20 protein-coding genes, 1 tRNA gene and 1 pseudogene are annotated in these 20,875 nt (G+C 72.5%); 14 read left to right on the top strand and 8 right to left on the bottom strand.

Going from position 1 to position 20,875, the window contains the following annotated elements; translation table 11 throughout:
- Positions 1–64: 64 nt before the first annotated feature.
- The 3 genes from ACIPPS_RS30025 to hutU are packed head-to-tail and all read right to left on the bottom strand — an operon-like array spanning position 65 to position 4,286.
- Positions 65–1,402 (bottom strand): formimidoylglutamate deiminase, encoded by a 1,338-nt coding sequence (locus tag ACIPPS_RS30025; RefSeq protein ID WP_401438437.1) that lies wholly within the window; start codon positions 1,400–1,402, stop codon positions 65–67.
- Positions 1,393–2,583, bottom strand: a complete 1,191-nt coding sequence (locus ACIPPS_RS30020) for an allantoate amidohydrolase (protein ID WP_401438611.1) — start codon at positions 2,581–2,583, stop codon at positions 1,393–1,395. The genes ACIPPS_RS30025 and ACIPPS_RS30020 overlap by 10 nt, the downstream gene beginning before the upstream one ends.
- Positions 2,584–2,600: 17 nt before the next feature.
- A complete protein-coding gene (gene hutU, locus ACIPPS_RS30015) occupies positions 2,601–4,286 on the bottom strand; it encodes a urocanate hydratase (RefSeq protein ID WP_401438434.1) in 1,686 nt (561 codons plus the stop codon).
- 103 nt (positions 4,287–4,389) lie between these two features.
- Between hutU and ACIPPS_RS30010 the strand changes: the two genes are divergently transcribed.
- The 7 genes and pseudogenes from ACIPPS_RS30010 (at position 4,390) to ACIPPS_RS29980 (ending at position 10,366) form a co-directional block, all read left to right on the top strand.
- Positions 4,390–5,736: a diaminopimelate decarboxylase gene (locus ACIPPS_RS30010; protein WP_401438431.1), complete on the top strand. Its 1,347-nt coding sequence runs from the start codon at positions 4,390–4,392 to the stop codon at positions 5,734–5,736.
- 41 nt (positions 5,737–5,777) lie between these two features.
- Positions 5,778–6,242, top strand: a complete 465-nt coding sequence (locus tag ACIPPS_RS30005) for an SRPBCC family protein (RefSeq protein ID WP_401438428.1) — start codon at positions 5,778–5,780, stop codon at positions 6,240–6,242.
- 304 nt (positions 6,243–6,546) lie between these two features.
- A complete protein-coding gene (locus tag ACIPPS_RS30000; RefSeq protein WP_401438425.1) occupies positions 6,547–7,914 on the top strand; it encodes an APC family permease in 1,368 nt (455 codons plus the stop codon).
- A 644-nt stretch (positions 7,915–8,558) separates the two neighbouring features.
- Positions 8,559–8,738, top strand: a pseudogene (locus ACIPPS_RS29995) (hypothetical protein); the annotation flags it as partial.
- Positions 8,735–9,493, top strand: a complete 759-nt coding sequence (locus tag ACIPPS_RS29990) for a transcriptional regulator (protein ID WP_401438422.1) — start codon at positions 8,735–8,737, stop codon at positions 9,491–9,493. The pseudogene ACIPPS_RS29995 and the gene ACIPPS_RS29990, both read left to right, overlap by 4 nt.
- Complete coding sequence (locus ACIPPS_RS29985) at positions 9,493–9,948, top strand: roadblock/LC7 domain-containing protein (RefSeq protein WP_401438420.1); 456 nt, start codon at positions 9,493–9,495, stop codon at positions 9,946–9,948. The genes ACIPPS_RS29990 and ACIPPS_RS29985 overlap by 1 nt, the downstream gene beginning before the upstream one ends.
- A gap of 46 nt (positions 9,949–9,994) precedes the next feature.
- Complete coding sequence (locus ACIPPS_RS29980) at positions 9,995–10,366, top strand: hypothetical protein (protein ID WP_401438417.1); 372 nt, start codon at positions 9,995–9,997, stop codon at positions 10,364–10,366.
- A 44-nt stretch (positions 10,367–10,410) separates the two neighbouring features.
- On the opposite strand, the gene ACIPPS_RS29975 is transcribed toward ACIPPS_RS29980, so the two are convergent.
- A complete protein-coding gene (locus ACIPPS_RS29975; protein WP_401438414.1) occupies positions 10,411–11,250 on the bottom strand; it encodes a MurR/RpiR family transcriptional regulator in 840 nt (279 codons plus the stop codon).
- Positions 11,251–11,383: 133 nt separating this feature from the next.
- Here ACIPPS_RS29975 and ACIPPS_RS29970 point away from each other — a divergent pair, with 133 nt between their 5' ends.
- On the top strand, positions 11,384–11,779 hold the full coding sequence (locus ACIPPS_RS29970; RefSeq protein ID WP_401438412.1) for a hypothetical protein: 396 nt from the start codon (positions 11,384–11,386) through the stop codon (positions 11,777–11,779).
- 326 nt (positions 11,780–12,105) lie between these two features.
- On the opposite strand, the gene ACIPPS_RS29965 is transcribed toward ACIPPS_RS29970, so the two are convergent.
- Entirely contained in the window at positions 12,106–13,518 is a 1,413-nt protein-coding gene (locus ACIPPS_RS29965; RefSeq protein WP_401438409.1) for a cystathionine beta-synthase, read from the bottom strand.
- Between the two features lie 119 nt (positions 13,519–13,637).
- Here ACIPPS_RS29965 and ACIPPS_RS29960 point away from each other — a divergent pair, with 119 nt between their 5' ends.
- From ACIPPS_RS29960 to ACIPPS_RS29950, 3 genes are all read left to right on the top strand, one after another.
- Positions 13,638–14,663 carry an SGNH/GDSL hydrolase family protein gene (locus tag ACIPPS_RS29960; protein WP_401438608.1) on the top strand — a complete coding sequence of 342 codons (1,026 nt, stop codon included), beginning with the start codon at positions 13,638–13,640 and terminating at the stop codon, positions 14,661–14,663.
- 186 nt (positions 14,664–14,849) lie between these two features.
- Entirely contained in the window at positions 14,850–16,070 is a 1,221-nt protein-coding gene (locus tag ACIPPS_RS29955) for an acetyl-CoA C-acetyltransferase (protein ID WP_401438406.1), read from the top strand.
- 246 nt (positions 16,071–16,316) lie between these two features.
- On the top strand, positions 16,317–17,159 hold the full coding sequence (locus tag ACIPPS_RS29950; protein ID WP_401438403.1) for a hypothetical protein: 843 nt from the start codon (positions 16,317–16,319) through the stop codon (positions 17,157–17,159).
- A 39-nt stretch (positions 17,160–17,198) separates the two neighbouring features.
- Here ACIPPS_RS29950 and ACIPPS_RS29945 read toward each other — a convergent pair whose 3' ends face one another.
- Positions 17,199–17,534 carry a hypothetical protein gene (locus ACIPPS_RS29945; protein WP_401438400.1) on the bottom strand — a complete coding sequence of 112 codons (336 nt, stop codon included), beginning with the start codon at positions 17,532–17,534 and terminating at the stop codon, positions 17,199–17,201.
- 100 nt (positions 17,535–17,634) lie between these two features.
- Here ACIPPS_RS29945 and ACIPPS_RS29940 point away from each other — a divergent pair, with 100 nt between their 5' ends.
- Complete coding sequence (locus tag ACIPPS_RS29940) at positions 17,635–17,865, top strand: DUF4287 domain-containing protein (protein WP_401438397.1); 231 nt, start codon at positions 17,635–17,637, stop codon at positions 17,863–17,865.
- A gap of 58 nt (positions 17,866–17,923) precedes the next feature.
- Positions 17,924–18,487 (top strand): TetR/AcrR family transcriptional regulator, encoded by a 564-nt coding sequence (locus ACIPPS_RS29935; protein WP_401438394.1) that lies wholly within the window; start codon positions 17,924–17,926, stop codon positions 18,485–18,487.
- Between the two features lie 89 nt (positions 18,488–18,576).
- Here the strand turns inward: ACIPPS_RS29935 and ACIPPS_RS29930 are convergent, their stop codons facing one another.
- Entirely contained in the window at positions 18,577–19,461 is an 885-nt protein-coding gene (locus tag ACIPPS_RS29930; RefSeq protein WP_401438391.1) for a Bax inhibitor-1/YccA family protein, read from the bottom strand.
- 141 nt (positions 19,462–19,602) lie between these two features.
- Positions 19,603–19,684 (bottom strand) — tRNA-Leu (locus ACIPPS_RS29925).
- Positions 19,685–20,073: 389 nt separating this feature from the next.
- On the opposite strand from ACIPPS_RS29925, the gene ACIPPS_RS29920 reads away from it, so the two are divergent.
- The gene (locus ACIPPS_RS29920; protein ID WP_401438388.1) at positions 20,074–20,844 is read left to right on the top strand and encodes an ABC transporter ATP-binding protein; all 771 of its coding nucleotides are present in this window, start codon (positions 20,074–20,076) and stop codon (positions 20,842–20,844) included.
- The last annotated feature ends 31 nt before the right edge of the window (positions 20,845–20,875 follow it).

The raw sequence follows: 20,875 nt of genomic DNA, 5'->3' as shown, positions 1-20,875 counted from the left end.
AACAGCCGGGTCGGTCGGGGCAGCCGGGTCGGTCCGGGCAGTCGGGGCGGTCCGGGAGGACCGGTCAGCCGCGCACGGCTGCGATCGCTTCCGCCAGAGCCCCGGCCGCGTCCGGTACGGACTGGTGGACCCCGTCTCGTACGACAGGGCGGCCGGCCACGATCGTGTGCCGCACGTCCGCGGCCGACGCTGCGAATACCGCCGTCTCGGCTGCCAGACGCGGCACCGGTCCCGCTGTCCTGACGGAGTCCAGCGCGATGGTCGTGAAGTCCGCGAGCGCGCCCGCCTCCAGCGAGCCCGCCCCGTCCCAGCCGAGCGCCGCGTGGCCGTCGGCCGTCGCCGCCCGCAGCAGCGCCGCCGCCGTCCAGTGCCCGCGCGTGCGGGAGCGGAGCCGCTCGTTCAGCTCCATCGCCCGCGCCTCCTCCAGGAGGTCGATCACGGCGTGGCTGTCGCTGCCCAGCGACAGCGGCGAGCCCGCCCGCTGAAGGGCGACCGCCGGGCCGATACCGTCCGCGAGGTCCCGTTCCGTCGTCGGGCACATGCACGTGCCCGTGGTGGACGAGCCCAGCAGGCCGATGTCCGTCTCCGTCAGGTGGGTGTTGTGGACACCCGTCGTCCTCGGGCCGAGGACCCCGTGGTCCGCCAGGAGTTGCGTGGGGGTGCGGCCGTGGGCCGCCAGGCAGGCGTCGTTCTCGGCCGTCTGCTCCGAGAGGTGGACGTGCAGCGGTACGCCCCGCTCGCGCGCCCAGTCCGCGACGGTCGCCAGCTGGTCCGCCGGGACCGCCCGCACCGAGTGGATCGCCGCCCCGATCCGTACGCCCTCGCGCTCCTTCAGCGACGAGACGCGCTCCGCCCACGCCTGGGCGGTGCCGTCCGAGAAGCGGAGCTGGTGCCGGTCCGGCGCCGCCCCGAAGCCGGACGACAGGTACGCCGTGTCCAGGAGCGTGATCCGGATGCCCGCGTCCGCCGCCGCCTGCACGAGGGCCTCGCCCATCGCGTTGGGGTCGGCGTACGGCCGTCCGCCCGGCGCGTGGTGGAGGTAGTGGAACTCGCCGACCGCCGTGATGCCGGCCAGCGCCATCTCCGCGTACACCGCCCGGGCGAGCGCGTGATAGCTCTCCGGGGTCAGCCTCGACGCGACCTGGTACATCACCTCCCGCCAGGTCCAGAACGTGCCCGAGCCGACCTGGACCGTCCCGCGCAGGGCGCGGTGGAAGGCGTGCGAGTGCGCGTTGGCCAGGCCCGGGATCGTCAGGCCCCGGAGGACCTCCGCCCCCGGGGGCGGGGTGTCGACGCCCGTGCGGACCGCCGCGATGCGGCCGTCCGTCACCTCGAGCGCCACCCCCGGCTCCACGTTCGTGTCGAGCCAGGCGTGTTCCAGCCAGTACGTCGTCACCTGCACGCCAGGCCCTCCAGTACGTCCGCGAGTGCGATGACCCCCGCCACACAGTCCTCCTCGGCCGCGAACTCGGCCGGGGAGTGCGAGACGCCCGTGGGGTTCCGTACGAACAGCATGGCGGTCGGGATCGATTCGGACAAAATACCCGCGTCGTGTCCCGCGCCCGTGCCGAGGACCGGGGTCTTCTCCCCCAGGACGGCCGACAGCTCGTCCCGCAGCGTGTGCGCGAACTCGACGACCGGCGTGAAGGACTCCCGTACGACCGTGAGGTCGATGCCGTGCCGGGTCGCGTAGTCACGGGCGGCCGTCTCGACGCCCGCGATCACGGTGTCCAGGGACTCCTGGTCGGCGGCGCGGGCGTCCAGCCAGCCCCGCACCAGCGAGGGGATCGCGTTGACCCCGTTCGGCTCCACCGCGATCTTGCCGAACGTGGCGACCGCGCCCGCGAGTTCGGCCTCCCGGCGCGCCGCGAGGACCGTCTCGGCGTAGGTCAGCATCGGGTCGCGGCGGTCGACCAGGCGGGTGGTGCCCGCGTGGTTGGCCTCGCCCGCGAAGTCGTACCGCCAGCGGCCGTGCGGCCAGATCGCGGACGCGATGCCGACGGCGTCGCCGGAGAGGTCCAGGGCGCGGCCCTGCTCGACGTGCAGCTCGACGAAGGCGCCGATCCGGGCGAGCCGCTCGGGGTCGGCGCCGATGGCGTCGGGGTCGTACCCGGCGGCCTCCATGGCCTGCGGGAGCGTGATCCCGTCGGCGTCCCGGAGCTCGTACGCCTGCTCCTTCGTCAGCCGCCCGGCCGTGAGGCGGGAGCCGACGCAGGCCAGGCCGAAGCGGGCGCCCTCCTCGTCGCCGAAGTTGGTGATCGCGAACGGCCGGACGAACTCCACTCCCCTGCGGCGGAGTTCGTCCAGCGCCGCGAACGCCGACACCACGCCGAGGGGGCCGTCGAAGGCGCCCCCGTCCGGCACGGAGTCCAGGTGCGAGCCGGTGACGACCGCGTCACCGGCCGCCGGGTCGCCGAGCCAGGCCCACTGGTTGCCGTTGCGGTCGACCTCGTAGTTCAGACGGCGCGCCTCGGCCTGCATCCGGAACCAGAGCCGACAGTCGGCGTCCGCACCGGTCCAGGCGTGGCGGCGGTAGCCGCCCGAGGCGTCGCTTCGGCCGATGGGCCGCAGCGACCGCCACATGGCGTGGAACGTCTCGCTCACGCGGAGGCACCGTCCGCGACGGAGGCGTCGCCCTCGCGCATCGGGACCCGTACGCCCTTCTCGTCCGCCACCTTCTCCGCGATGTCGTAGCCCGCGTCGACGTGCCGGATGACGCCCATGCCCGGGTCGTTGGTCAGCACGCGGCGGATCTTCTCGCCGGCCAGCGGTGTGCCGTCCGCGACCGTGACCTGGCCCGCGTGGATGGAGCGGCCCATGCCGACGCCGCCGCCGTGGTGCAGCGACACCCACGAGGCGCCCGAGGCGACGTTGACCATGGCGTTGAGCAGCGGCCAGTCGGCGATGGCGTCGGAGCCGTCGAGCATGGCCTCGGTCTCGCGGTACGGGGAGGCCACCGAGCCGCAGTCGAGGTGGTCGCGGCCGATGGCCAGCGGGGCGGCCAGCTCGCCGCTCGCCACCATGTCGTTGAAGCGCTCGCCCGCCTTGTCCCGCTCGCCGTGGCCGAGCCAGCAGATGCGCGCCGGGAGGCCCTGGAAGTGGACGCGCTCGCCGGCCATCGTGATCCAGCGGTGGAGCGACTCGTTCTCCGGGAAGAGGTCGAGGATGGCCTTGTCCGTCTTGTGGATGTCCGAGGCCTCGCCCGAGAGGGCCGCCCAGCGGAACGGGCCCTTGCCCTCGCAGAAGAGCGGACGGATGTAGGCCGGTACGAAGCCGGGGAAGGCGAACGCCCGGTCGTAACCCGCGAGCTGGGCCTCGCCACGGATCGAGTTGCCGTAGTCGAAGACCTCCGCGCCCGCGTCCATGAAGCCGATCATGGCCTCGACGTGCCGCGCCATCGACTCGCGCGCCCGGGTCGTGAAGCCCGCCGGGTCCTTGGCCGCCGCGTCCGTCATGTCGTCGAAGTCGACGCCGATCGGCAGATACGCCAGCGGGTCGTGGGCCGAGGTCTGGTCGGTGACGATGTCGATGGGGGCGCCCTCGGCCAGCAGCTGCGGCAGCAGCTCGGCCGCGTTGCCGAGCAGGCCGATGGAGAGCGGGCGGCGGGCGTCGCGGGCCTCGACGGCCAGCTGGAGGGCGTGGGCCGGGCTGTCGGCCTTCACGTCCAGGTAGCGGTGCTCGATGCGGCGGTCGATGGCGCGCGGGTCGACGTCGACACAGATCGCGACGCCGTCGTTCATCGTCACGGCGAGCGGCTGGGCGCCGCCCATGCCGCCGAGGCCGGCGGTGAGGGTGATCGTCCCGGCGAGCGTGCCGCCGAACTTCTTGGCGGCGACGGCGGCGAAGGTCTCGTAGGTGCCCTGGAGGATGCCCTGGGTGCCGATGTAGATCCACGAACCGGCTGTCATCTGGCCGTACATGGTCAGGCCCAGCTGCTCCAGGCGCCGGAACTCCTCCCAGTTCGCCCAGTCGCCGACCAGGTTGGAGTTGGCGATCAGGACGCGCGGGGCCCACTCGTGGGTCTGCATGACGCCGACCGGGCGGCCGGACTGGACGAGCATCGTCTCGTCCTGCTTGAGGGTCCGCAGCGTGCGGACCATGGCGTCGAAGGAGCGCCAGTCGCGGGCGGCCTTGCCCGTGCCGCCGTAGACGACGAGCTTGTCGGGGTGCTCGGCGACCTCGGGGTCGAGGTTGTTCTGGAGCATGCGGAGGGCGGCCTCCTGCTGCCATCCCAGGGCGCTCAGTTCCGTACCGCGCGGGGCCCGTACGGGGCGGGGTCCTGACATGGGGCAGCCTCCTCCGGTGTGGATCAGATATTCACATCCTGGACTGCTGAATAGTTGTAGTCAACAGCTGCGGGGGCACCCGTACCGGTGGTCCCATGGAGCCATGGCTTCCCACCACGCCGGGGCCCGTCGCGATCGGGCCGTCCGAGCCGCCGTCGAGCAGGGCCTCCTGTCGTCCGCCGACCCCGACCGCCAGATCGTCGCCCTCCTCGACACCGCCGGCATCCGCGCCTCCGCCGCAGCCCTCGTCTCCGCCTTCGCCGCCGTCACCGACGCCCCCGTCCTGCACGCCTTCGCCGTGAAGGCCTGCCCGCTCGTGCCCGTGCTGCGGCTGCTCGACGCGTGCGGCCTCGGCGCCGAGGTCGCGAGCCCCGGCGAGCTGGCCCTCGCCCGAGCCGCCGGCCTCCCCCCGTCCCGTACGGTGCTCGACTCGCCCGCCAAGACCCCCGCCGACCTGCGCCAGGCGCTCGCGCTCGGGATCGCCGTCAACGCCGACAACCTCCAGGAGCTGGCGCGGCTGGACGAGCTCGTGGGCTCCGCGCCGACCTCCTCGCCGCTCGGGATCCGGGTGAACCCGCAGATCGGGGCCGGTTCGATCGGGGCGCTCTCGACGGCGACCGCGACCTCCAAGTTCGGCGTCGCGCTGCGCGACGAGGGCGCGCGGGACGCGGTCGTACGGGCCTACCTCGACCGGCCCTGGCTGACCCGGCTGCACACCCACACCGGCTCGCAGGGCGTCCCGCTCGCCCTCATGGCCGAGGGCGTCGCCGCCGCTCACGCGCTCGCCGAGGAGATCAACGCCAAGGCCGGTCGGCAGCAGATCGACACCCTCGACATCGGCGGCGGACTGCCGGTGAACTTCTCCTCCGACGAGGAGACGCCGACCTACGCGGAGTACGCCGAGCTGCTCGCCGCGACCGTCCCCGGGCTGCTCGACGGGCGGTACGCCCTGGTCACCGAGTTCGGCCGCTCGCTACTCGCCAAGCACGGCACGATCCTGGCCCGCGTCGAGTACACCAAGACCTCCGGCGCCCGCCCGGTCGCCGTCACCCACGCGGGCGTGCAGGTGGCCACCCGTACCGTCTACGACCCCGTCTCCTGGCCGCTGCGCGTCCTCGCGTACGACTCCGAGGGCCGCCCGCGCACCGGGGAGGAGACCGTCCAGGACGTGGCCGGGCCCGCCTGCTTCGCCGGGGACCTGCTGGCCACGGCCCGCTCGCTGCCGCTGCTGCGGCCGGCCGACATCGTGGCGGTGCCGGACACCGGGGCGTACTACTTCGCCCACCCCTACGCGTACAACAGCCTGCCGCGGCCGGCCGTCCACGGCTTCACCACGGACGCGCCGGACGCCGAGGGCGCGGTGACGTTCTCGACCGTACGGAGGGCCCAGACGCTCGACGAGATCGTCGCGGAGGCGGGCGGTGGGATGCCGGACGCCCTGCTGGGCTGACACCACGGGCGGGTGTCCGACCCCGGTGCTTCCATGGAGCCATGGCCATGAAGAGCATCGTCGTCGAGCGCCGGATCCAGGCCCCTCCCGGTCCGGTCTGGGAAGCGATCACGGACCTGGAGGGCATGGAGCGGATGCTCAGCGGGGTGGAGCGGGTCGAGGTGCTCACCGAGGGCGTCTTCGGCGTGGGCACCCGCTGGCGCGAGACCCGGCGGATGATGGGCAAGGAGGCCACGGAGGAGATGACCGTGACCGAGGCCGAGCCGCCGGACCGCTACGTGACGGTGGCGGACTCGCACGGCATGCACTACGTCTCCGAGGTCGCGCTGCGCCCGGACGGCGAGGGGGCGACGGTGGTCCGGATGACGTTCTCCGGGGGCCCGGCGGAGGGAAACCGGCTGGGGTTCCTCGCCCGGCTGCTGAGCGGCCTCGGGGCCAAGGCGGCGAGCAGGGCGCTCGCCAAGGACCTGGACGACGTGGCGGCCGCGGTGGAACGACGCATGTGACGCGGGGAGGACGGCGGGGCGGACGGGGGAGGACGGCGGACGGGGGAGGACGGCGGACGGGGGAGGACGGCGGGCGGGGGAGGACGGCGGACGGGGAGGCGGCCTCGTCCCGGACGAGCGCCCGCGCCTCATCCCGCACAGCCGCCGTGGCAGCCTCGCCCCGTACGGCCACCCGTGGACGCCTCGTCCCGTACGGCCGCATCCACCCCTCCCCGCACACCTGTTCGCTCGAACGAGTGATGGCGACGGGGGCATCACGTGACGCTCACCAGGGCAGTCGTTTCCTGACGCCAGGGGAGGCCCCATGACAACAGCACCGCGGTCCGAACAGCCCGCAGACGAGCCGGGTTCCGGGCAGCCCGCGCTGAAACGGGCCATCGGGCCCAAGCTGCTGATCCTCTTCGTGATCGGCGACATCCTCGGCACCGGCATCTACGCGACGACCGGCAAGGTGGCGGGCAAGGTCGGCGGCGCGCTCTGGCTGCCGTTCGCGATCGGGTTCGTCGTCGCGCTGCTGACCGCCGCGTCGTACGTGGAGCTGGTCGGCAAGTACCCGAAGGCGGCCGGCGCGGCGCTCTACACGCAGAAGGCGTTCAAGGTCCCCTTCCTCACCTTCATCGTCGCCTTCATGGTGATGTGCTCGGGCCTCTCCTCCGCGAGCGCCGCCGCCCGCGCCTTCAGCGGGGACTACTTCCAGGAGTTCACCGACGCCGTCCCGGCCACGCTCATCGCGGTCGTCTTCGTCCTCGCCCTCGCCTGCCTGGCGCTGCGCGGGGTGTCGGAGTCGGTGAAGACGAACGTGGTGCTCACCCTCGTCGAGCTCACCGGCCTGCTGGTCATCCTCGGGATCGGCGCGTGGGCCGTCTTCGGGGGCGAGGGGGAGCCGTCGCGGCTGGGCGAGTTCCAGGCGTCGGGCACCGGATTCGCGCTGATCACGAGCGTGCTGGGGGCCACGGCCCTGGGCTTCTTCGCCTTCGTCGGCTTCGAGGACTCGGTCAACATGGCGGAGGAGACGCAGAATCCGTCCCGCACCTTCCCCCGCGCCATCTTCACGGGAGTCGCCGTCACCGGCACGGTCTACGTCCTGGTCGCCCTGATCTCCTCGCTCCTGGTCGACCACCGCACCCTGGAGCAGTCGAGCGGACCGCTCCTGGAGGTCGTCAAGGCCGGCGGGGTCGACTTCCCGCCGAAACTCTTCGCGCTGATCGCCCTCTTCGCGGTCACCAACTCCGCGCTCATCAACATCATGATGGCCTCCCGGCTCTGCTACGGCCTCGCCAACGAGCGGGTCCTGCCGAGCGTGATGGGCAAGGTCCTGAAGAACCGCCGCACACCGATCACCGGCATCGTCTTCGCCACGATCCTCACCCTCGGCCTCGTCACCACCGGAGAGATCGAGGGCCTCGGCGACACCACCGCCTTCCTGCTCCTGTGCGTCTTCGCCGTGGTCAACATCGCCGTCCTGGTGCTGCGCAAGGACCGCGTGGAGCACGCCCACTTCCGTGCGCCGACGGTGCTCCCCGTCCTCGGCGCCGTCACCGCCCTCGTCCTGGCGAGCCCCCTCGCCGACCGCGACGCGGACGTCTACGTCCGGGCCGGTGTGCTGCTCGCCCTCGGGATCGGGCTGTGGGTGGTCAACAAGATCGCCCTGCGCGTTCGCGGCGAGGACTGACCGCGCGGGGGCGAATTCAAGCAAGCCGAGGGCATGTTCCGATGGAAAATGCCAGAACTCCTGCCCGGGACGGAAACGTTGAGTAGCGTCACGGTCACTGCCGTACGCCTGCGCGCCGCATCGGGAGGGGAACCCGCGTGCCCGGAATCGACGAGTGCCTGTTGGAGGCCATGAGCCTGCCGGGCGCGCGCGGAGCCTGGCTGGTCGACTGGACCAGCGGGCTCGCCCTCGGCGCGGCGGGCGAATCGCCGGTCGGAGACCACGAGACGACCGCCGCGGAGGCCGCCGAACTGGCCCGCGCCGCAGCGGAGTACGACTCCTTCGCGGGCACGGCCCCGCCACCGAGACCGGTCGCCGACCCCGTCGTCCCGCCCGGTCCGCCGACCGCCGATCCCGTCCCGCCGCCGAGACCGATCACCGGGCCCGTCCCGCCCGCGCCCACCCGGCCGCCCCTCACCCCGCCCGCGAGCCAGGCCCCGACCGCAGGGGCGGCCGTCCCCGCCCAGGGCACGGGCCCGGCCGCGGGCGGCCCCAGCGCCTCCCGCACGGGATCCCGGGCCGCCTCGCGCACGGCAGCGCGCCCCAGCACGGAGATAGCGCTGCGCCCCGGCACCGAGGTCGTGCTCCGCGAGCGGGTGCCCAAGGGGCCGCCCGTCGAGGACCTGATCGTCACGACCCGCGGCGGCTACCACGTCCTCCGCTTCGTCGAGACCTCCTTCGACAGCAGCGTCTTCCTCCACCTGTGGCTCGACCGGGACACCGGCAACCTCGCGCTGGCCCGGATGCGGCTGCGCGACCTCGCGGAGAAGCTGGTGCTCGGATGACCGTCTCCCCCATGCTCGTCCGCCTCGCCGCCGAGCGCGCCACCGGCGCCCTGCTCCGCGACCACGGCACGCTCTACCTCGTCGACGGCCGCGTCACGCACGCCGAGAGCCCCGCCGCGCCCGGGCTCGACGTCCTCCTGACCGCCGGCGGGCGGCTGGCCCGCGAGCGCTGGGACGAGGCCGTCGACCGGGCCGGGGCGCGGCGCGAGGTCGGCAGGTTCCTGGTGGAGAGCGGCCGGCTGCGCGACGGCGAGCTGGAGATCTGCCACCTCGGCGCGGTCTACGACGCCGCGTTCTTCGCGCTCGCCCCCGCCACCGGCCCGACCCGCTTCCGGTACGGCGTCGCCCACTGGTTCGGTTCGGTACGGCCGGTCTCGACCGAGGCCGTCGAGCGCGAGACCGTACGCCGCCGTGAACTGCTCGACAGCGTCTGGCCGTACGGCTCCGTGGACACCGCCCCCGTCGTGCCGCGCGCCCCCGCACCGGGGCAGACGGTGAGCCTGCGTCAGCGGGCGCTCCTCGCCGCCGCCGACGGGGTCCGTACACCGGCGGACATCGCACGGGTGCTGGGCCGGCCGGCCTTCCACACGCTCCTCGAGGTCCGCCGCCTCGCCGCCGCCGGCCTCGTGGAGACCCCGCCCGAACTCGTGGCGGCCGCACCGCCTCCCGTCCCCACCTGGGTCGGCGAGATCGCACCCGACCCGGACATCGCCCTGCTGCGCCGGCTCCGCGACGCCCTGGAGGCAAGTCTGTGATGAGGCGTGCCCTGCGCCTGCGCGCCGAGAGGAGATTACTGATGTCCGCAGAAGCCGAGGTGCTCGGCGAGCTGAGACGGCTGCGGGCCCGACTGCCCCAGCTCACCGGGGCGCTCGCGGCCAGCGCGGACGGCCTGGTCCTCGCCCACGACACCGCGGACGCCGAGGCGGAAGGGGTGGCCGCGCTGACGGCGGCGGCCCTCGGTGTCGCCCAGCGGCTGACCGAGTCCACGGGCCAGGGCGGCTTCCGCGAGCTGCTGGTGCGGGGCGACGACGGCTATGTCGCCACGTACGCGGCCGGCGGCGCCGCCGTCCTGACCCTGCTCGCCGAGCCCCGGATCAACGTGGGCCGGCTGCATCTGGAGGCCCGGCGTTCGAGCGCCCGGATCGGCGACCTCGTCGACGGGGCGCTGGAGCGCAAGGACCTGAAAGACCTGAACAGAAACCCCTCGTAGCTCAGACCGACGCTCGACCCGAAACCGAAAAGGAAGTGCGACACCCATGGCGAACACCGAGACCGCTCTCAAGGAAGCCGCGACCATCGACGGCGCCATCGGCGCCGCGCTGGTCGACTACACCAGCGGCATGGCCCTCGGCACGATCGGCGGCGGCAAGGAACTCGACCTCACCGTCGCGGCGGCGGGCAACACGGACGTGGTCCGCGCCAAGGTCAGGACGATGGAGATGCTCGGCCTCCAGGAGGACATCGAGGACATCCTGATCACCCTCGGCACCCAGTACCACCTGATCCGGCTGCTGAAGGGACGCGGGACGAACGGCCTGTTCCTCTACCTGGCGCTGAGCAAGGACCGGGCGAACCTGGCGATGGCCCGCCACCAGCTGAAGAAGATCGAGGCCGAACTGGAGATCTGAGCCCGCCCCCGGCCCCCGCCCGGGTCCTCGGCCCCGCTCTCCGCCTACTCCACGAACAGGCCGCGCGCCGCCGCCTTGGTGTCGAACTCCTCCAACCGTGCCTGTGCGTCGGGGAGTTCGTCGGCCATCGCCTCCAGGAGCACCCGGCCGAGCAGCATCGGCGCACAGGCCGTGTCGAAGGCGAGCCCGGTGCCGACGGCGGCCGGGATCAGCAGGTCGCTGTGGGCGGCGACCGGCGCGAACGCCGACTCGGCGACCGTGACCACGGTGAGCCCGGCGCCCCTGGCGTACTCCAGGGCCTCCACGACCTCGCGGGGGTGGCGGGGCAGCGCGAAGCAGAGCACGGCCGTGGCCCCGGCCCGTACCGACGCGTCGATACGGTCGGCCAGCATCGAGCCGCCCTCGTCGAGGAGGCGGACGTCGGGATGGACCTTGGCGGCGAAGTACGCGAAGCCGCGCGCCTGTGAGGAGGCGGCCCGCAGTCCGAGCACGGGCAGCGGGCGGGAGGCGGCCAGCAGCCGCCCGGCGCGCTCGACGGGTGCGGGGTCGGCGAGCAGTTCGGCGAGATGGCGGAGGTTCTCGATCTCGGCGAGGACGGCCTGCTGGTACTCGTTGTGCTCGCCTGCCTCGCCCGCGGCCTCGCCCGCGGGGGCGACCTCGCGCAGGTGGCGGCGGAGCGCCGGGTAGCCGTCGAAGCCGAGGGCGACGGCGAAGCGGGTGACGGAGGGCTGGCTGACTCCGGCGAGCTCGGCCAGCTCCACGCTGGACAGGAACGCCACGTCACCGGCGCGGCGCACCATGCAGTGCGCGATCCGCCGCTGTGTCGGTGTCAGCCGGTGCCCCTCGAAGAGCGCCTGCAGCCGCCCGGCCGGGCTGTCACTCACGCCGTCCCCCTCCGCTCGTCCCGCCTGCCTATTCATCCACATCGAACTCTGCATGAAGATATGCAGCAGGGCAAGAAAAGCCGGGGGCTAGCCCTACCGACGTGGGGAGCCGTGGCTCTCTACGGTGGCGAGCATGGACGAGCTCAAGAGCGAACTGGACGCCACCCTGCAGGCCCGCCGTGAGCTGGGCACGGAGTACGAGGCAGCCCTCGTCGACTCCTTCCTCGGCAAGGTGGAGCAGAGCCTGGACACGGCGATCGACCGGCAGGTCCGGCGACGGCTGGGCGAGCAGCAGGTGGCGAGCGCCCGCGGCGTCCGCCCCCGCGGTCCGGGGGCCGAGGGCTTCGGCGCGCGGTTCGGCTTCGGGATCATCTCGCTGGTCCTGGCGGTCCCGCTCTCCGCGATCGCCGCCGCGCACGCCGGTCTGGCGGGCCTGGTGGTGGCCTGGCTCGGCATCGTGGGCGTGAACGCGGTCCACGCCTTCCGGGACCGGCTGCCGCTGTCACCACGCGACGAGGACAGGCACTGAGAGCAGGGCCGACCGGACGGGGCCCAGCTCGGCGACCGGGGCCGTAGCCCGGGCCCCGCTCGGCGGGGCCTGAGAAGAAGGTGTGGCGCGGGGACCGCCGCACCCCCGGTGAACCGGGGGGCGGGACGACGGCGGTCCCCGCGGGGGACACGGGCCCGGGTCAGGGCCGGTCTCCGCGTCCGTGGCGTCGCGAGGAGGTCCGGGAGCCGCTCCGTAGTCCTTGACGCCGACAACCACCACTGTGGCGGACGCGTGTTAAGCGGGTGCTGCGCGGACGTGTCGCGCTCGTACCGTTTGCGCGAACGCCCGCTCGAAGACCGTTCGGGCTACGTGACGACGTTCACCGCGCCGCCCCGCACCCCGCCGTTCGCGAGGAAGGCGAGCAGGTCCTGGCGGCTGACGACACCCGTCGGCTTGCCCTCCACCAGCACGATCGCCGCGTCCGCCGCCTCACCGAGCACGGACATCAGGTCGGCGACCGGCTCGCCGGAGCCGACCTGCGGCAGCGGCGCGCTCATGTGGCGCTCCAGCGGGTCCTCCAGCGAGGCGCGCTGGGTGAACAGGGCGTCGAGGAGCTCCCGCTCGACGACCGAGCCGACGATCTCCGCCGCCATCACGTCCGGGTGACCGGCGCCCGGCTTGACGATCGGCATCTGGGAGACGCCGTACTCGCGCAGCACCTCGATCGCCTCCCCGACCGTCTCCTCCGGGTGCATGTGGACGAGGGAGGGCAGCACGCCCTCCTTGTGGCGCAGGACGTCGGCGACGGTGGCGGTGGAGGTGTCCTCCAGGAAGCCGTAGTCGGCCATCCACTCGTCGTTGAAGATCTTCGAGAGGTAGCCGCGGCCGGAGTCCGGCAGGAGGACGACGACGACGTCGTCCGGGCCCAGCTCCCTGGCGACCTCCAGGGCCGCGACGACCGCCATGCCGCAGGAGCCGCCCACCAGGAGACCCTCCTCCTTGGCGAGGCGGCGGGTCATCTGGAAGGAGTCCTTGTCGGAGACGGCGACGATCCGGTCGGTGACGTCCCGGTCGTACGCGGTCGGCCAGAAGTCCTCGCCCACGCCCTCCACGAGGTACGGCCGGCCGGAGCCGCCGGAGTAGACCGAGCCCTCGGGGTCGGCGCCGACGACGGTGACCTTGCCGGAGCCGACCTCCTTCAGATACCGGCCGGTGCCGGAGATGGTGCCGCCGGTGCCGATGCCCGTGACGAAGTGGGTGATCTTCCCGTCCGTCTGCTCCCACAGCTCGGGACCGGTGGTCTCGTAGTGGGAGCGGGGGTTGTTCGGGTTGGAGTACTGGTCCGGCTTCCAGGCGCCCGGGGTCTCACGGACGAGCCGGTCGGAGACGTTGTAGTACGAGTCGGGGTGCTCGGGGTCGACGGCGGTGGGGCAGACGACGACCTCGGCGCCGTACGCCCGCAGCACGTTGATCTTGTCCGTGGACACCTTGTCCGGGCAGACGAAGATGCACTTGTAGCCCTTCTGCTGGGCCACGATCGCGAGGCCGACCCCGGTGTTCCCGGACGTGGGCTCCACGATCGTGCCGCCGGGCTTGAGCGCGCCGCTCTCCTCCGCCGCCTCGATCATGCGCAGGGCGATACGGTCCTTGACCGAGCCGCCGGGGTTGAAGTACTCGACCTTGGCCAGGACGGTGGCCTGGATGCCTGCCGTCACGTTGTTGAGCTTCACCAGCGGGGTGTTGCCGACGAGGCTGATCATCGAGTCGTGGAATTGCACCGTAATCTCCGGGGTCTCCGTAATGGTGCGTCCAGCGTATGCGTAGTCGGAGCGGGTTACGGGGCAGTTAGATCCTGAACGGCTTGAAGGAGGTGACTGCCCCTATGTCGAGGGCGAGGGTGGCACGGCGGATCGCGGCGGGCGCGGCCTACGGCGGCGGCAGCATCGGGCTGCTCGGTGTGGCAGCGGTGGGTGTGGTCCTGGCCGAGGTGCAGCTGGCGAAGCGGAACGTGGGGGGCGGGGTCGCGCCCCTGCCGCCGGGGGCGGACGGGTTGTACGGACGCACCTTCGCGGCCTCGGAACCGGGTCCGGGCCCGCTGCGGCTGGCCCTTCTGGGTGATTCCACGGCGGCGGGCCAGGGGGTGCGTCGGGCGGGCCAGACGCCGGGGGCGCTGCTCGCCTCGGGGCTGGCGGCGGTGGCGGAGCGGCCGGTGGTGCTGCGGAACGTGGCGCTGCCGGGGGCGCGCTCGGACGATCTGGAGCGGCAGGTGTCGCTGCTGCTGTCGGCCCCGACGGGCCCGCCGGACGTCTGCGTGATCATGATCGGCGCCAACGACGTCACGCACCGGATGCCGGCCACGGAGTCGGTGCGGCTGCTCGCCGCGGCGGTGCGGCGGCTGCGGACGGCCGGGTCGGAGGTGGTCGTGGGGACCTGCCCGGATCTCGGGACGATCGAGCCGGTCTACCAGCCGCTGCGGTGGATGGCGCGGCGGGTGTCGCGGCAGCTGGCGGCGGCGCAGACGATCGTGGTGGTGGAGCAGGGCGGGCGGACGGTGTCGCTGGGGGATCTGCTGGGCCCCGAGTTCGCGGCGAACCCCCGGGAGATGTTCGGGGCGGACAACTACCACCCGTCGGCGGAGGGGTACGCGACGGCGGCGATGGCGGTCCTGCCGACGGTGTGCGCGGTCCTCGGCGTGTGGCCGGAGACGGACCGGCTGGAGCCGGACCGTCACGAGGACATGCTGCCGGTGGCGAAGGCGGCGGCGGAGGCGGCCCGCGAGGCCGGTACGGAGGTCACGGGCGCCCGCGCTCCGTGGGCCCTGCTGAAGCACCGCCGCCGTCGCCGCCTGACGGCCACGGAGCCCCCCGCTCCGGCGCCGTCCGACGCGGAGGAGACGGAGGAGGACGCGGCGCGCAGGACGTGAGGGGGCGCCGCGGAGGGAGTCGGGTGTTTCGGGGTGGGGTGAGGTGGGGGATCACCCCGGACGCGGGCCGAACTGAGCGCTCGCTTAGAAAAGAGGTCCGCGTCACACCGTCAAGGCGGTGACCCGTGCCGTACGTACAGGTAACTTCCCGTTCTGTCCGCCCTCTCCGCACCCCTTGGAGCCGTGATGCCCGAAGCCGTCATCGTCTCGACCGCCCGCTCCCCGATCGGCCGGGCCTTCAAGGGCTCGCTGAAGGACCTGCGGCCCGACGACCTCACCGCCACGATCATCCAGGCCGCGCTCGCCAAGGTCCCCGAGCTCGACCCGCGCGACATCGACGACCTGATGCTCGGCTGCGGCCTCCCCGGTGGCGAGCAGGGCAACAACCTGGGCCGGATCGTCGCCGTCCAGATGGGGATGGACCACCTCCCGGGCTGCACGGTCACCCGGTACTGCTCCTCCTCGCTGCAGACCTCCCGCATGGCGCTGCACGCCATCAAGGCCGGCGAGGGCGACGTCTTCATCTCGGCCGGCGTCGAGATGGTCTCCCGCTTCGTGAAGGGCAACTCCGACTCCCTGCCCGACACGCACAACCCCCTCTTCGCCGACGCCGAGGCCCGCACCGCCGCCGTCGCCGCGTCCGAGGGTTCCGCCTGGCACGACCCGCGCGAGGACGGCCTCGTCCCCGACGCGTACATCGCCATGGGCCAGACCGCCGAGAACCTGGCCCGCTGGAAGGGCGTCAGCCGTCAGGAGATGGACGCGTTCGGCGTACGGTCCCAGAACCTCGCCGAGCAGGCCATCAAGAACGGCTTCTGGGAGCGGGAGATCACCCCGGTCACGACCCCGGACGGCACCGTCGTCTCCGCGGACGACGGCCCGCGCGCCGGCGTCACCCTGGAGGGCGTGCAGGGCCTCAAGCCCGTCTTCCGCCCCGACGGCCTGGTCACCGCCGCCAACTGCTGCCCGCTCAACGACGGCGCCGCCGCGCTCGTGATCATGTCCGACACCAAGGCGGCCGAGCTCGGTCTCACCCCGCTCGCCCGCATCGTCTCCACCGGCGTCTCGGGCCTCTCCCCCGAGATCATGGGCCTCGGCCCGGTCGAGGCCTCCAAGCAGGCCCTCAAGCGCGCCGGCCTGACCGTCGGCGACATCGACCTGGCCGAGATCAACGAGGCCTTCGCCGCCCAGGTGATCCCGTCCTACCAGGACCTCGGCCTGGACCTGGACAAGGTCAACGTCAACGGCGGCGCCATCGCCGTCGGCCACCCCTTCGGCATGACCGGCGCCCGGATCACCGGCACGCTCATCAACAGCCTCCAGTTCCACGACAAGCAGTTCGGCCTGGAGACCATGTGCGTCGGCGGCGGCCAGGGCATGGCCATGGTCATCGAGCGCCTGAGCTGACCGGGCCCGGTCCGAGCCTCGCCAACCCCGTCGCGTCCCAGCCGTGACCGAATCTCCCCCAGGATGTGACCTATGTCCCGGGGGAGAGTCATAACCGCAGGTCATAGCCGGATTGGGACTAAACACCCGGCCAAAATACCTGTCCAATTCGTGACGTAATGCACTGACAGGACGCGCACCGTCGGGACAAGCTGATGTAGGAAGTCGGGGGATCGACTCGGAATCGGGAGTACGTCAGTGAGCGCCATGTCTCTTGCCCTGCTGGTGACCACGGCCGCCGCCACGGTCGTGGGCGCCGCCGCCCTGCGCGCTGCCCACGGTCTCCGTAAGCAGGTCGTCGCCCTGCGTGGCGAACTCGCCACCGCCCACGGGGTGTCCGTGCCGCACGCCCGCCAGACGCCCGCGGCCGAGATACGCGCCGCGGTCGCCGAGGCGCTGGCCGAGGAGCGCGAGCGTGAGCTCGCCGAGGCGCGCGCCTTCTGGGCGGCCCAGGAGGCCCGTGACGCGGCCGACGCCCCCTCCCTGCTCGGCAACCTCGGCGGGAGCGCCGATGACGGCCCCTTCTACGTGCCGCGCCAGGCCGACTTCGCGGGCCTGGAGGCCATGGCCCTGGAGGCGATGGAGGCCGAGGCGGCCGCGCTCGACGGCGCCGGTGTCGAAGGCGTCCTTGAGGAGTTCCCGGAGCTGACCGAGTACGCCGAGGACTCCCCCGAGCTCGCCGCGGCCCGCCGCCGCCACCCCTCGCACCCGGACTTCGTCCCGGTCCAGACACCCGTCGTCACCGACCATGAGCGCACGGTGGCCCGCCTGGAGGAGCTCGCCGACACGCGCACCGCGCTGACCGACGTGCGCCCCGGCCCGCTCGGCACGCTCGACGTGTACGTCTTCGCCGACGGCACCACGCTCTGCATGACTCCGGGCCACCGCGAGACCGCGGAGCGCCTCGCGGAGGCCCTGCGCTCCGGCCGTACGCCGGTCCTGCTCGGCGGCTCGGGCGTCTCGGGGGCGTACGCCCTGACGTTCTCGTTCGGCGAGGCGGACGACGAGAACGTCTACATCCTCGCCGACCGCGTGATCGCCTCCCTCTGACCGGGAGACGCGGTCCGGGGCCCCTAGTTCCCTAGGCCCCTAGACCCCCGACCGCGCCGCGCTCTCGCGTACCAGCCTCACGGCCTCGCCCAGTTCCCGCTCACGCGGACCGGCCGGGGCCGTTCGCAGCGCTTCAGCCAGATCGGTTCCGGCGACGAGGAGTTGGTCGGCGACGGCGAACACCCCGGCGTCCGGCATGACCCGTCCGCCCGACTCCCCCTCCAGGCCCTCGATCCGCTGCGCCAGGAGCGCCAACTCCCTGGCCAGCGCCAGCCCTTCGGCGGCGGCGCCGCGCTGGAGGCGGCTCTGCGGGGCCGACCGCAGCCGGTCGGCGAACCGCTCGACGGCGGCGCTCAGTTCACTCGTATCAAGCACTCCGCGACCCTACGCGCCGGTCCGGCACTGTTGCCAACGGGCCGACGGTCAGGCACGGTGCAGGGAAGGAGCACACGGCAACACGCGTCCGGAGGCGCCGATGTCCCACGTATTCTCCGAAGAGACCCACCGCAACCTGCTCGCCCGCATCCCGCACTGCACCGGTCGTGAAGTCTCCGACTGGCTCCGCACCGTCGAGGAGGGCCCCTCCCTCGTCCGGTTCGAGGAGAAGGTCAGCTGGCTCCGGGGCGAACACGAGCTCGCCTACGGCCACGCGAAGGCGATCGTCCACGAGTACGACCTCCGCCGGGCCGCCCGCAGACTGCTCTGACGCTCACCCGGGTAGAGTGGGAGAACGATGGTTCTCCCACCTCCGGGGGTGAGCGACGATGGACACCGACACCGCCGAGCAGCGGCTCCTCGAAGCCGCGGAGACGCTGTTCGACGAACGCGGGGTACAGGCGGTCGGCATGGACGCGATCCGCACCGCGTCCGGCGTCTCGCTCAAACGCCTCTACCAGCTCTACCCCTCCAAGGACCATCTGGTCTGGGCCGTCCTCAACCGCCGCGACAGCGCCGTACGGGAGGCCATCGCCGCCCACGGTGCCGCGCACGCCACCACGCCGTACGACCGCGCCCTCGCGGTCTTCGACTACCTCGGCGCCTGGTTCGCGGACCCCGGCTTCCGCGGCTGCGCCTTCATCAACACCTTCGGGGAGATGGGTGGCATCTCCCCGGACGTCGCGACCATCGCCCGCGGGCACAAGCAGGCCCTGCGGGAGTACTTCGCCGAGCAGACCGCCGCCCTCGGAGCGTCCGGGGAGCTGGCCGACCAGCTGGCGCTGCTCGCCAACGGCGCGATGGCCGTCGCCGGCATCGACGGCTCCCCCGAGCCCGCCACCCGGGCGAAGGACGCGGCACGGGTCCTCCTGGACGCTGCGCTCCAGGCGTAGGGAAGGCGGAAGGGCCCGCCCGGCGGAAGCCGGACGGGCCCTTCGTCACCCGGGTGCGTCACGCGGAGGCGTCACGCAGGGGTCGTGCGTCAGTCGTTGCCCTGGAGGATCGACAGCACTCGCAGCATCTCCAGGTAGATCCACACCAGCGTCAGGGTGAGGCCGAAGGCCGCCAGCCAGGACTCCTCGCGCGGAGCGCCGTACCTCACGCCGTCCTCGACCTGCTTGAAGTCGAGGGCGAGGAAGCAGGCGCCGAGGATGATGCCGATGACACCGAAGAGGATGCCGAGGCCGCCGCTGCGGAAGCCCAGGCCGTCACCGGCGCCGTCGAACAGTGAGAACAACAGGTTGACCGCCATGAGCAGCACGAAGCCGATCGCGGCCGCCATCACGAAGCCGTAGAAACGGCGGGTGACACGGATCCAGCGCATCTTGTAGGCGATCAGCACGCCGGCGAAGACCGCCATCGTGCCGAGGACCGCCTGCGCGACCACACCGGGCGAGATGTAGGTCGAGACCGTGGCCGAGATGACGCCGAGGAAGACACCCTCGAACGCCGCGTAGGCCAGGATCAGCGCGGGCGAGGCCTTGCGCTTGAAGGACTGCACCATGGCCAGGACGAAGGCCACCAGGGCGGCGCCGATGGCGATGCCGTACGACGTGCCGAGGTTCGCCTCGTCGACCGGCAGCAGGAACCAGGACAGCGCGGCGGTGATCACGACCGTGCCGAGCGTCATGGCCGTACGGCTCACGACGTCGTCGATCGTCATCACGTCGCCACGGGCCTGCTGCGGGGCTCCGAGCTGGGTGTCCTGCGCGTACGGGTTCGTCGCGTAGGGGTTCGTGGTGCCTTCGGCGTACGGGTTGGTTCCGACGGCGGGGCCCCCGGCCTGCGGCTGCTGCGCGTTGTAGCCGGCTTCGCCGTTGTCGCGGCTGAACCCCCGTCGCGAGAAGACCGGGTTGCTGCTCCTCATCTCACTCCTCCATGGCCGCACTGCGCGGCCTTGCGTCAAGAGTAATGCGGAAGCAAAAGAAACTCCCTAGTGCTCGGGGAGGATCTTTCCGAGATCGTCAGGGAGGACACCACGGGCCGGCGGCCGGCGACGGGTGAGTTGTGCCCGGAACCGGACTCGAACCGGCACGGCCCGAAGGCCAGCGAGGTTTAAGCTCGCCGTGTCTGCATTCCACCATCCGGGCATGGCGCGCGGCTCCGCGTTGGCACATGAGCCTATCGGGGCGCTTCGCCCGTTCAGCGGAACGATGGCCCGATGTTGTCTTATTTTATTGACGTCTGAGGGTGCGTCAGTGCAGGTGGGGCCTGTTTCGACGAACTGTGACGCGGGTCGCGCCCGCAAAGCCGCGCACACCGGAATGACGGAAAGTCGCCGCACCGACACCGCCGGACCGGGCAATCCCCCCGGGGGTACCGCGTCTCAGGGATCCCGTCATACCTCAGGAGGAGGGCCGGACTCCCCGGTCCGACTCCAGTCGCCCCCGGGAACGGGCATGTGGGCGGACGACCCGGGCCTCAACGCTCGACACGATGGAGTGGTTCCCGAACGTCCCGCAGTGACAGGAGTCCCCTCGTGACCACCACCCCCACCGTGTCCCGCGCCACCGCGGTGGCCGCCCGCGCCACGGATCTCTCGAAGGTCTACGGACAGGGTGAGACCCAGGTGGTCGCCCTGGACAAGGTCACCGTGGACTTCCGGCAGGGCGAGTTCACCGCGATCATGGGCCCGTCCGGGTCCGGCAAGTCGACCCTGATGCACTGCGTGGCCGGCCTGGACTCCTTCAGCTCCGGCTCGGTGCGCCTGGGCGACACCGAGCTCGGCGCCCTCAAGGACAAGCAGCTGACCCAGCTGCGCCGGGACAAGATCGGCTTCATCTTCCAGGCCTTCAACCTGCTGCCGACCCTGACGGCGCTGGAGAACATCACGCTGCCGATGGACATCGCGGGCCGCAAGCCCGACAAGCAGTGGGTGGAGAAGGTCATCGACATGATCGGCCTCTCCGGCCGGCTGAGCCACCGCCCCACCCAGCTCTCCGGCGGCCAGCAGCAGCGCGTCGCCGTGGCCCGCGCGCTGGCCTCCCGCCCCGAGATCATCTTCGGCGACGAGCCGACCGGAAACCTGGACTCGCGCTCGGGCGCCGAGGTCCTGGGCTTCCTGCGCAACTCCGTCCGCGAGCTGGGCCAGACGGTCGTCATGGTCACCCACGACCCGGTCGCCGCCTCCTACGCGGACCGTGTCATCTTCCTCGCCGACGGCCGGATCGTCGACGAGATGCTCGACCCGACGGCGGACGGCGTCCTCGACCGGATGAAGGCCTTCGACGCCAAGGGCCGCACGAGCTGAGGCACCCCGGGGCTCCGCCCCGGTCCACGGC

Source organism: Streptomyces sp. NPDC090127 (assembly GCF_044746945.1).
Classification (GTDB): domain Bacteria; phylum Actinomycetota; class Actinomycetes; order Streptomycetales; family Streptomycetaceae; genus Streptomyces.
This window is presented reverse-complemented; position numbering and strand designations above follow the sequence as displayed.

What these genes read in the sequence shown, in the direction of transcription:
- ACIPPS_RS30010 (WP_401438431.1), top strand. Translation starts at nt 4,390, where the DNA reads ATGGCTTCCCACCACGCCGGGGCCCGTCGCGATCGGGCCGTCCGAGCC.
- ACIPPS_RS30020 (WP_401438611.1), bottom strand. Translation starts at nt 2,583, where the DNA reads ATGTGGCGGTCGCTGCGGCCCATCGGCCGAAGCGACGCCTCGGGCGGC.
- ACIPPS_RS29970 (WP_401438412.1), top strand. Translation starts at nt 11,384, where the DNA reads ATGGACGAGCTCAAGAGCGAACTGGACGCCACCCTGCAGGCCCGCCGT.
- ACIPPS_RS29935 (WP_401438394.1), top strand. Translation starts at nt 17,924, where the DNA reads ATGGACACCGACACCGCCGAGCAGCGGCTCCTCGAAGCCGCGGAGACG.
- ACIPPS_RS29940 (WP_401438397.1), top strand. Translation starts at nt 17,635, where the DNA reads ATGTCCCACGTATTCTCCGAAGAGACCCACCGCAACCTGCTCGCCCGC.
- ACIPPS_RS29930 (WP_401438391.1), bottom strand. Translation starts at nt 19,461, where the DNA reads ATGAGGAGCAGCAACCCGGTCTTCTCGCGACGGGGGTTCAGCCGCGAC.
- ACIPPS_RS30000 (WP_401438425.1), top strand. Translation starts at nt 6,547, where the DNA reads ATGACAACAGCACCGCGGTCCGAACAGCCCGCAGACGAGCCGGGTTCC.
- ACIPPS_RS29985 (WP_401438420.1), top strand. Translation starts at nt 9,493, where the DNA reads ATGAGGCGTGCCCTGCGCCTGCGCGCCGAGAGGAGATTACTGATGTCC.
- ACIPPS_RS29980 (WP_401438417.1), top strand. Translation starts at nt 9,995, where the DNA reads ATGGCGAACACCGAGACCGCTCTCAAGGAAGCCGCGACCATCGACGGC.
- hutU (WP_401438434.1), bottom strand. Translation starts at nt 4,286, where the DNA reads ATGTCAGGACCCCGCCCCGTACGGGCCCCGCGCGGTACGGAACTGAGC.
- ACIPPS_RS30005 (WP_401438428.1), top strand. Translation starts at nt 5,778, where the DNA reads ATGGCCATGAAGAGCATCGTCGTCGAGCGCCGGATCCAGGCCCCTCCC.
- ACIPPS_RS29955 (WP_401438406.1), top strand. Translation starts at nt 14,850, where the DNA reads ATGCCCGAAGCCGTCATCGTCTCGACCGCCCGCTCCCCGATCGGCCGG.
- ACIPPS_RS29990 (WP_401438422.1), top strand. Translation starts at nt 8,735, where the DNA reads ATGACCGTCTCCCCCATGCTCGTCCGCCTCGCCGCCGAGCGCGCCACC.
- ACIPPS_RS29950 (WP_401438403.1), top strand. Translation starts at nt 16,317, where the DNA reads ATGTCTCTTGCCCTGCTGGTGACCACGGCCGCCGCCACGGTCGTGGGC.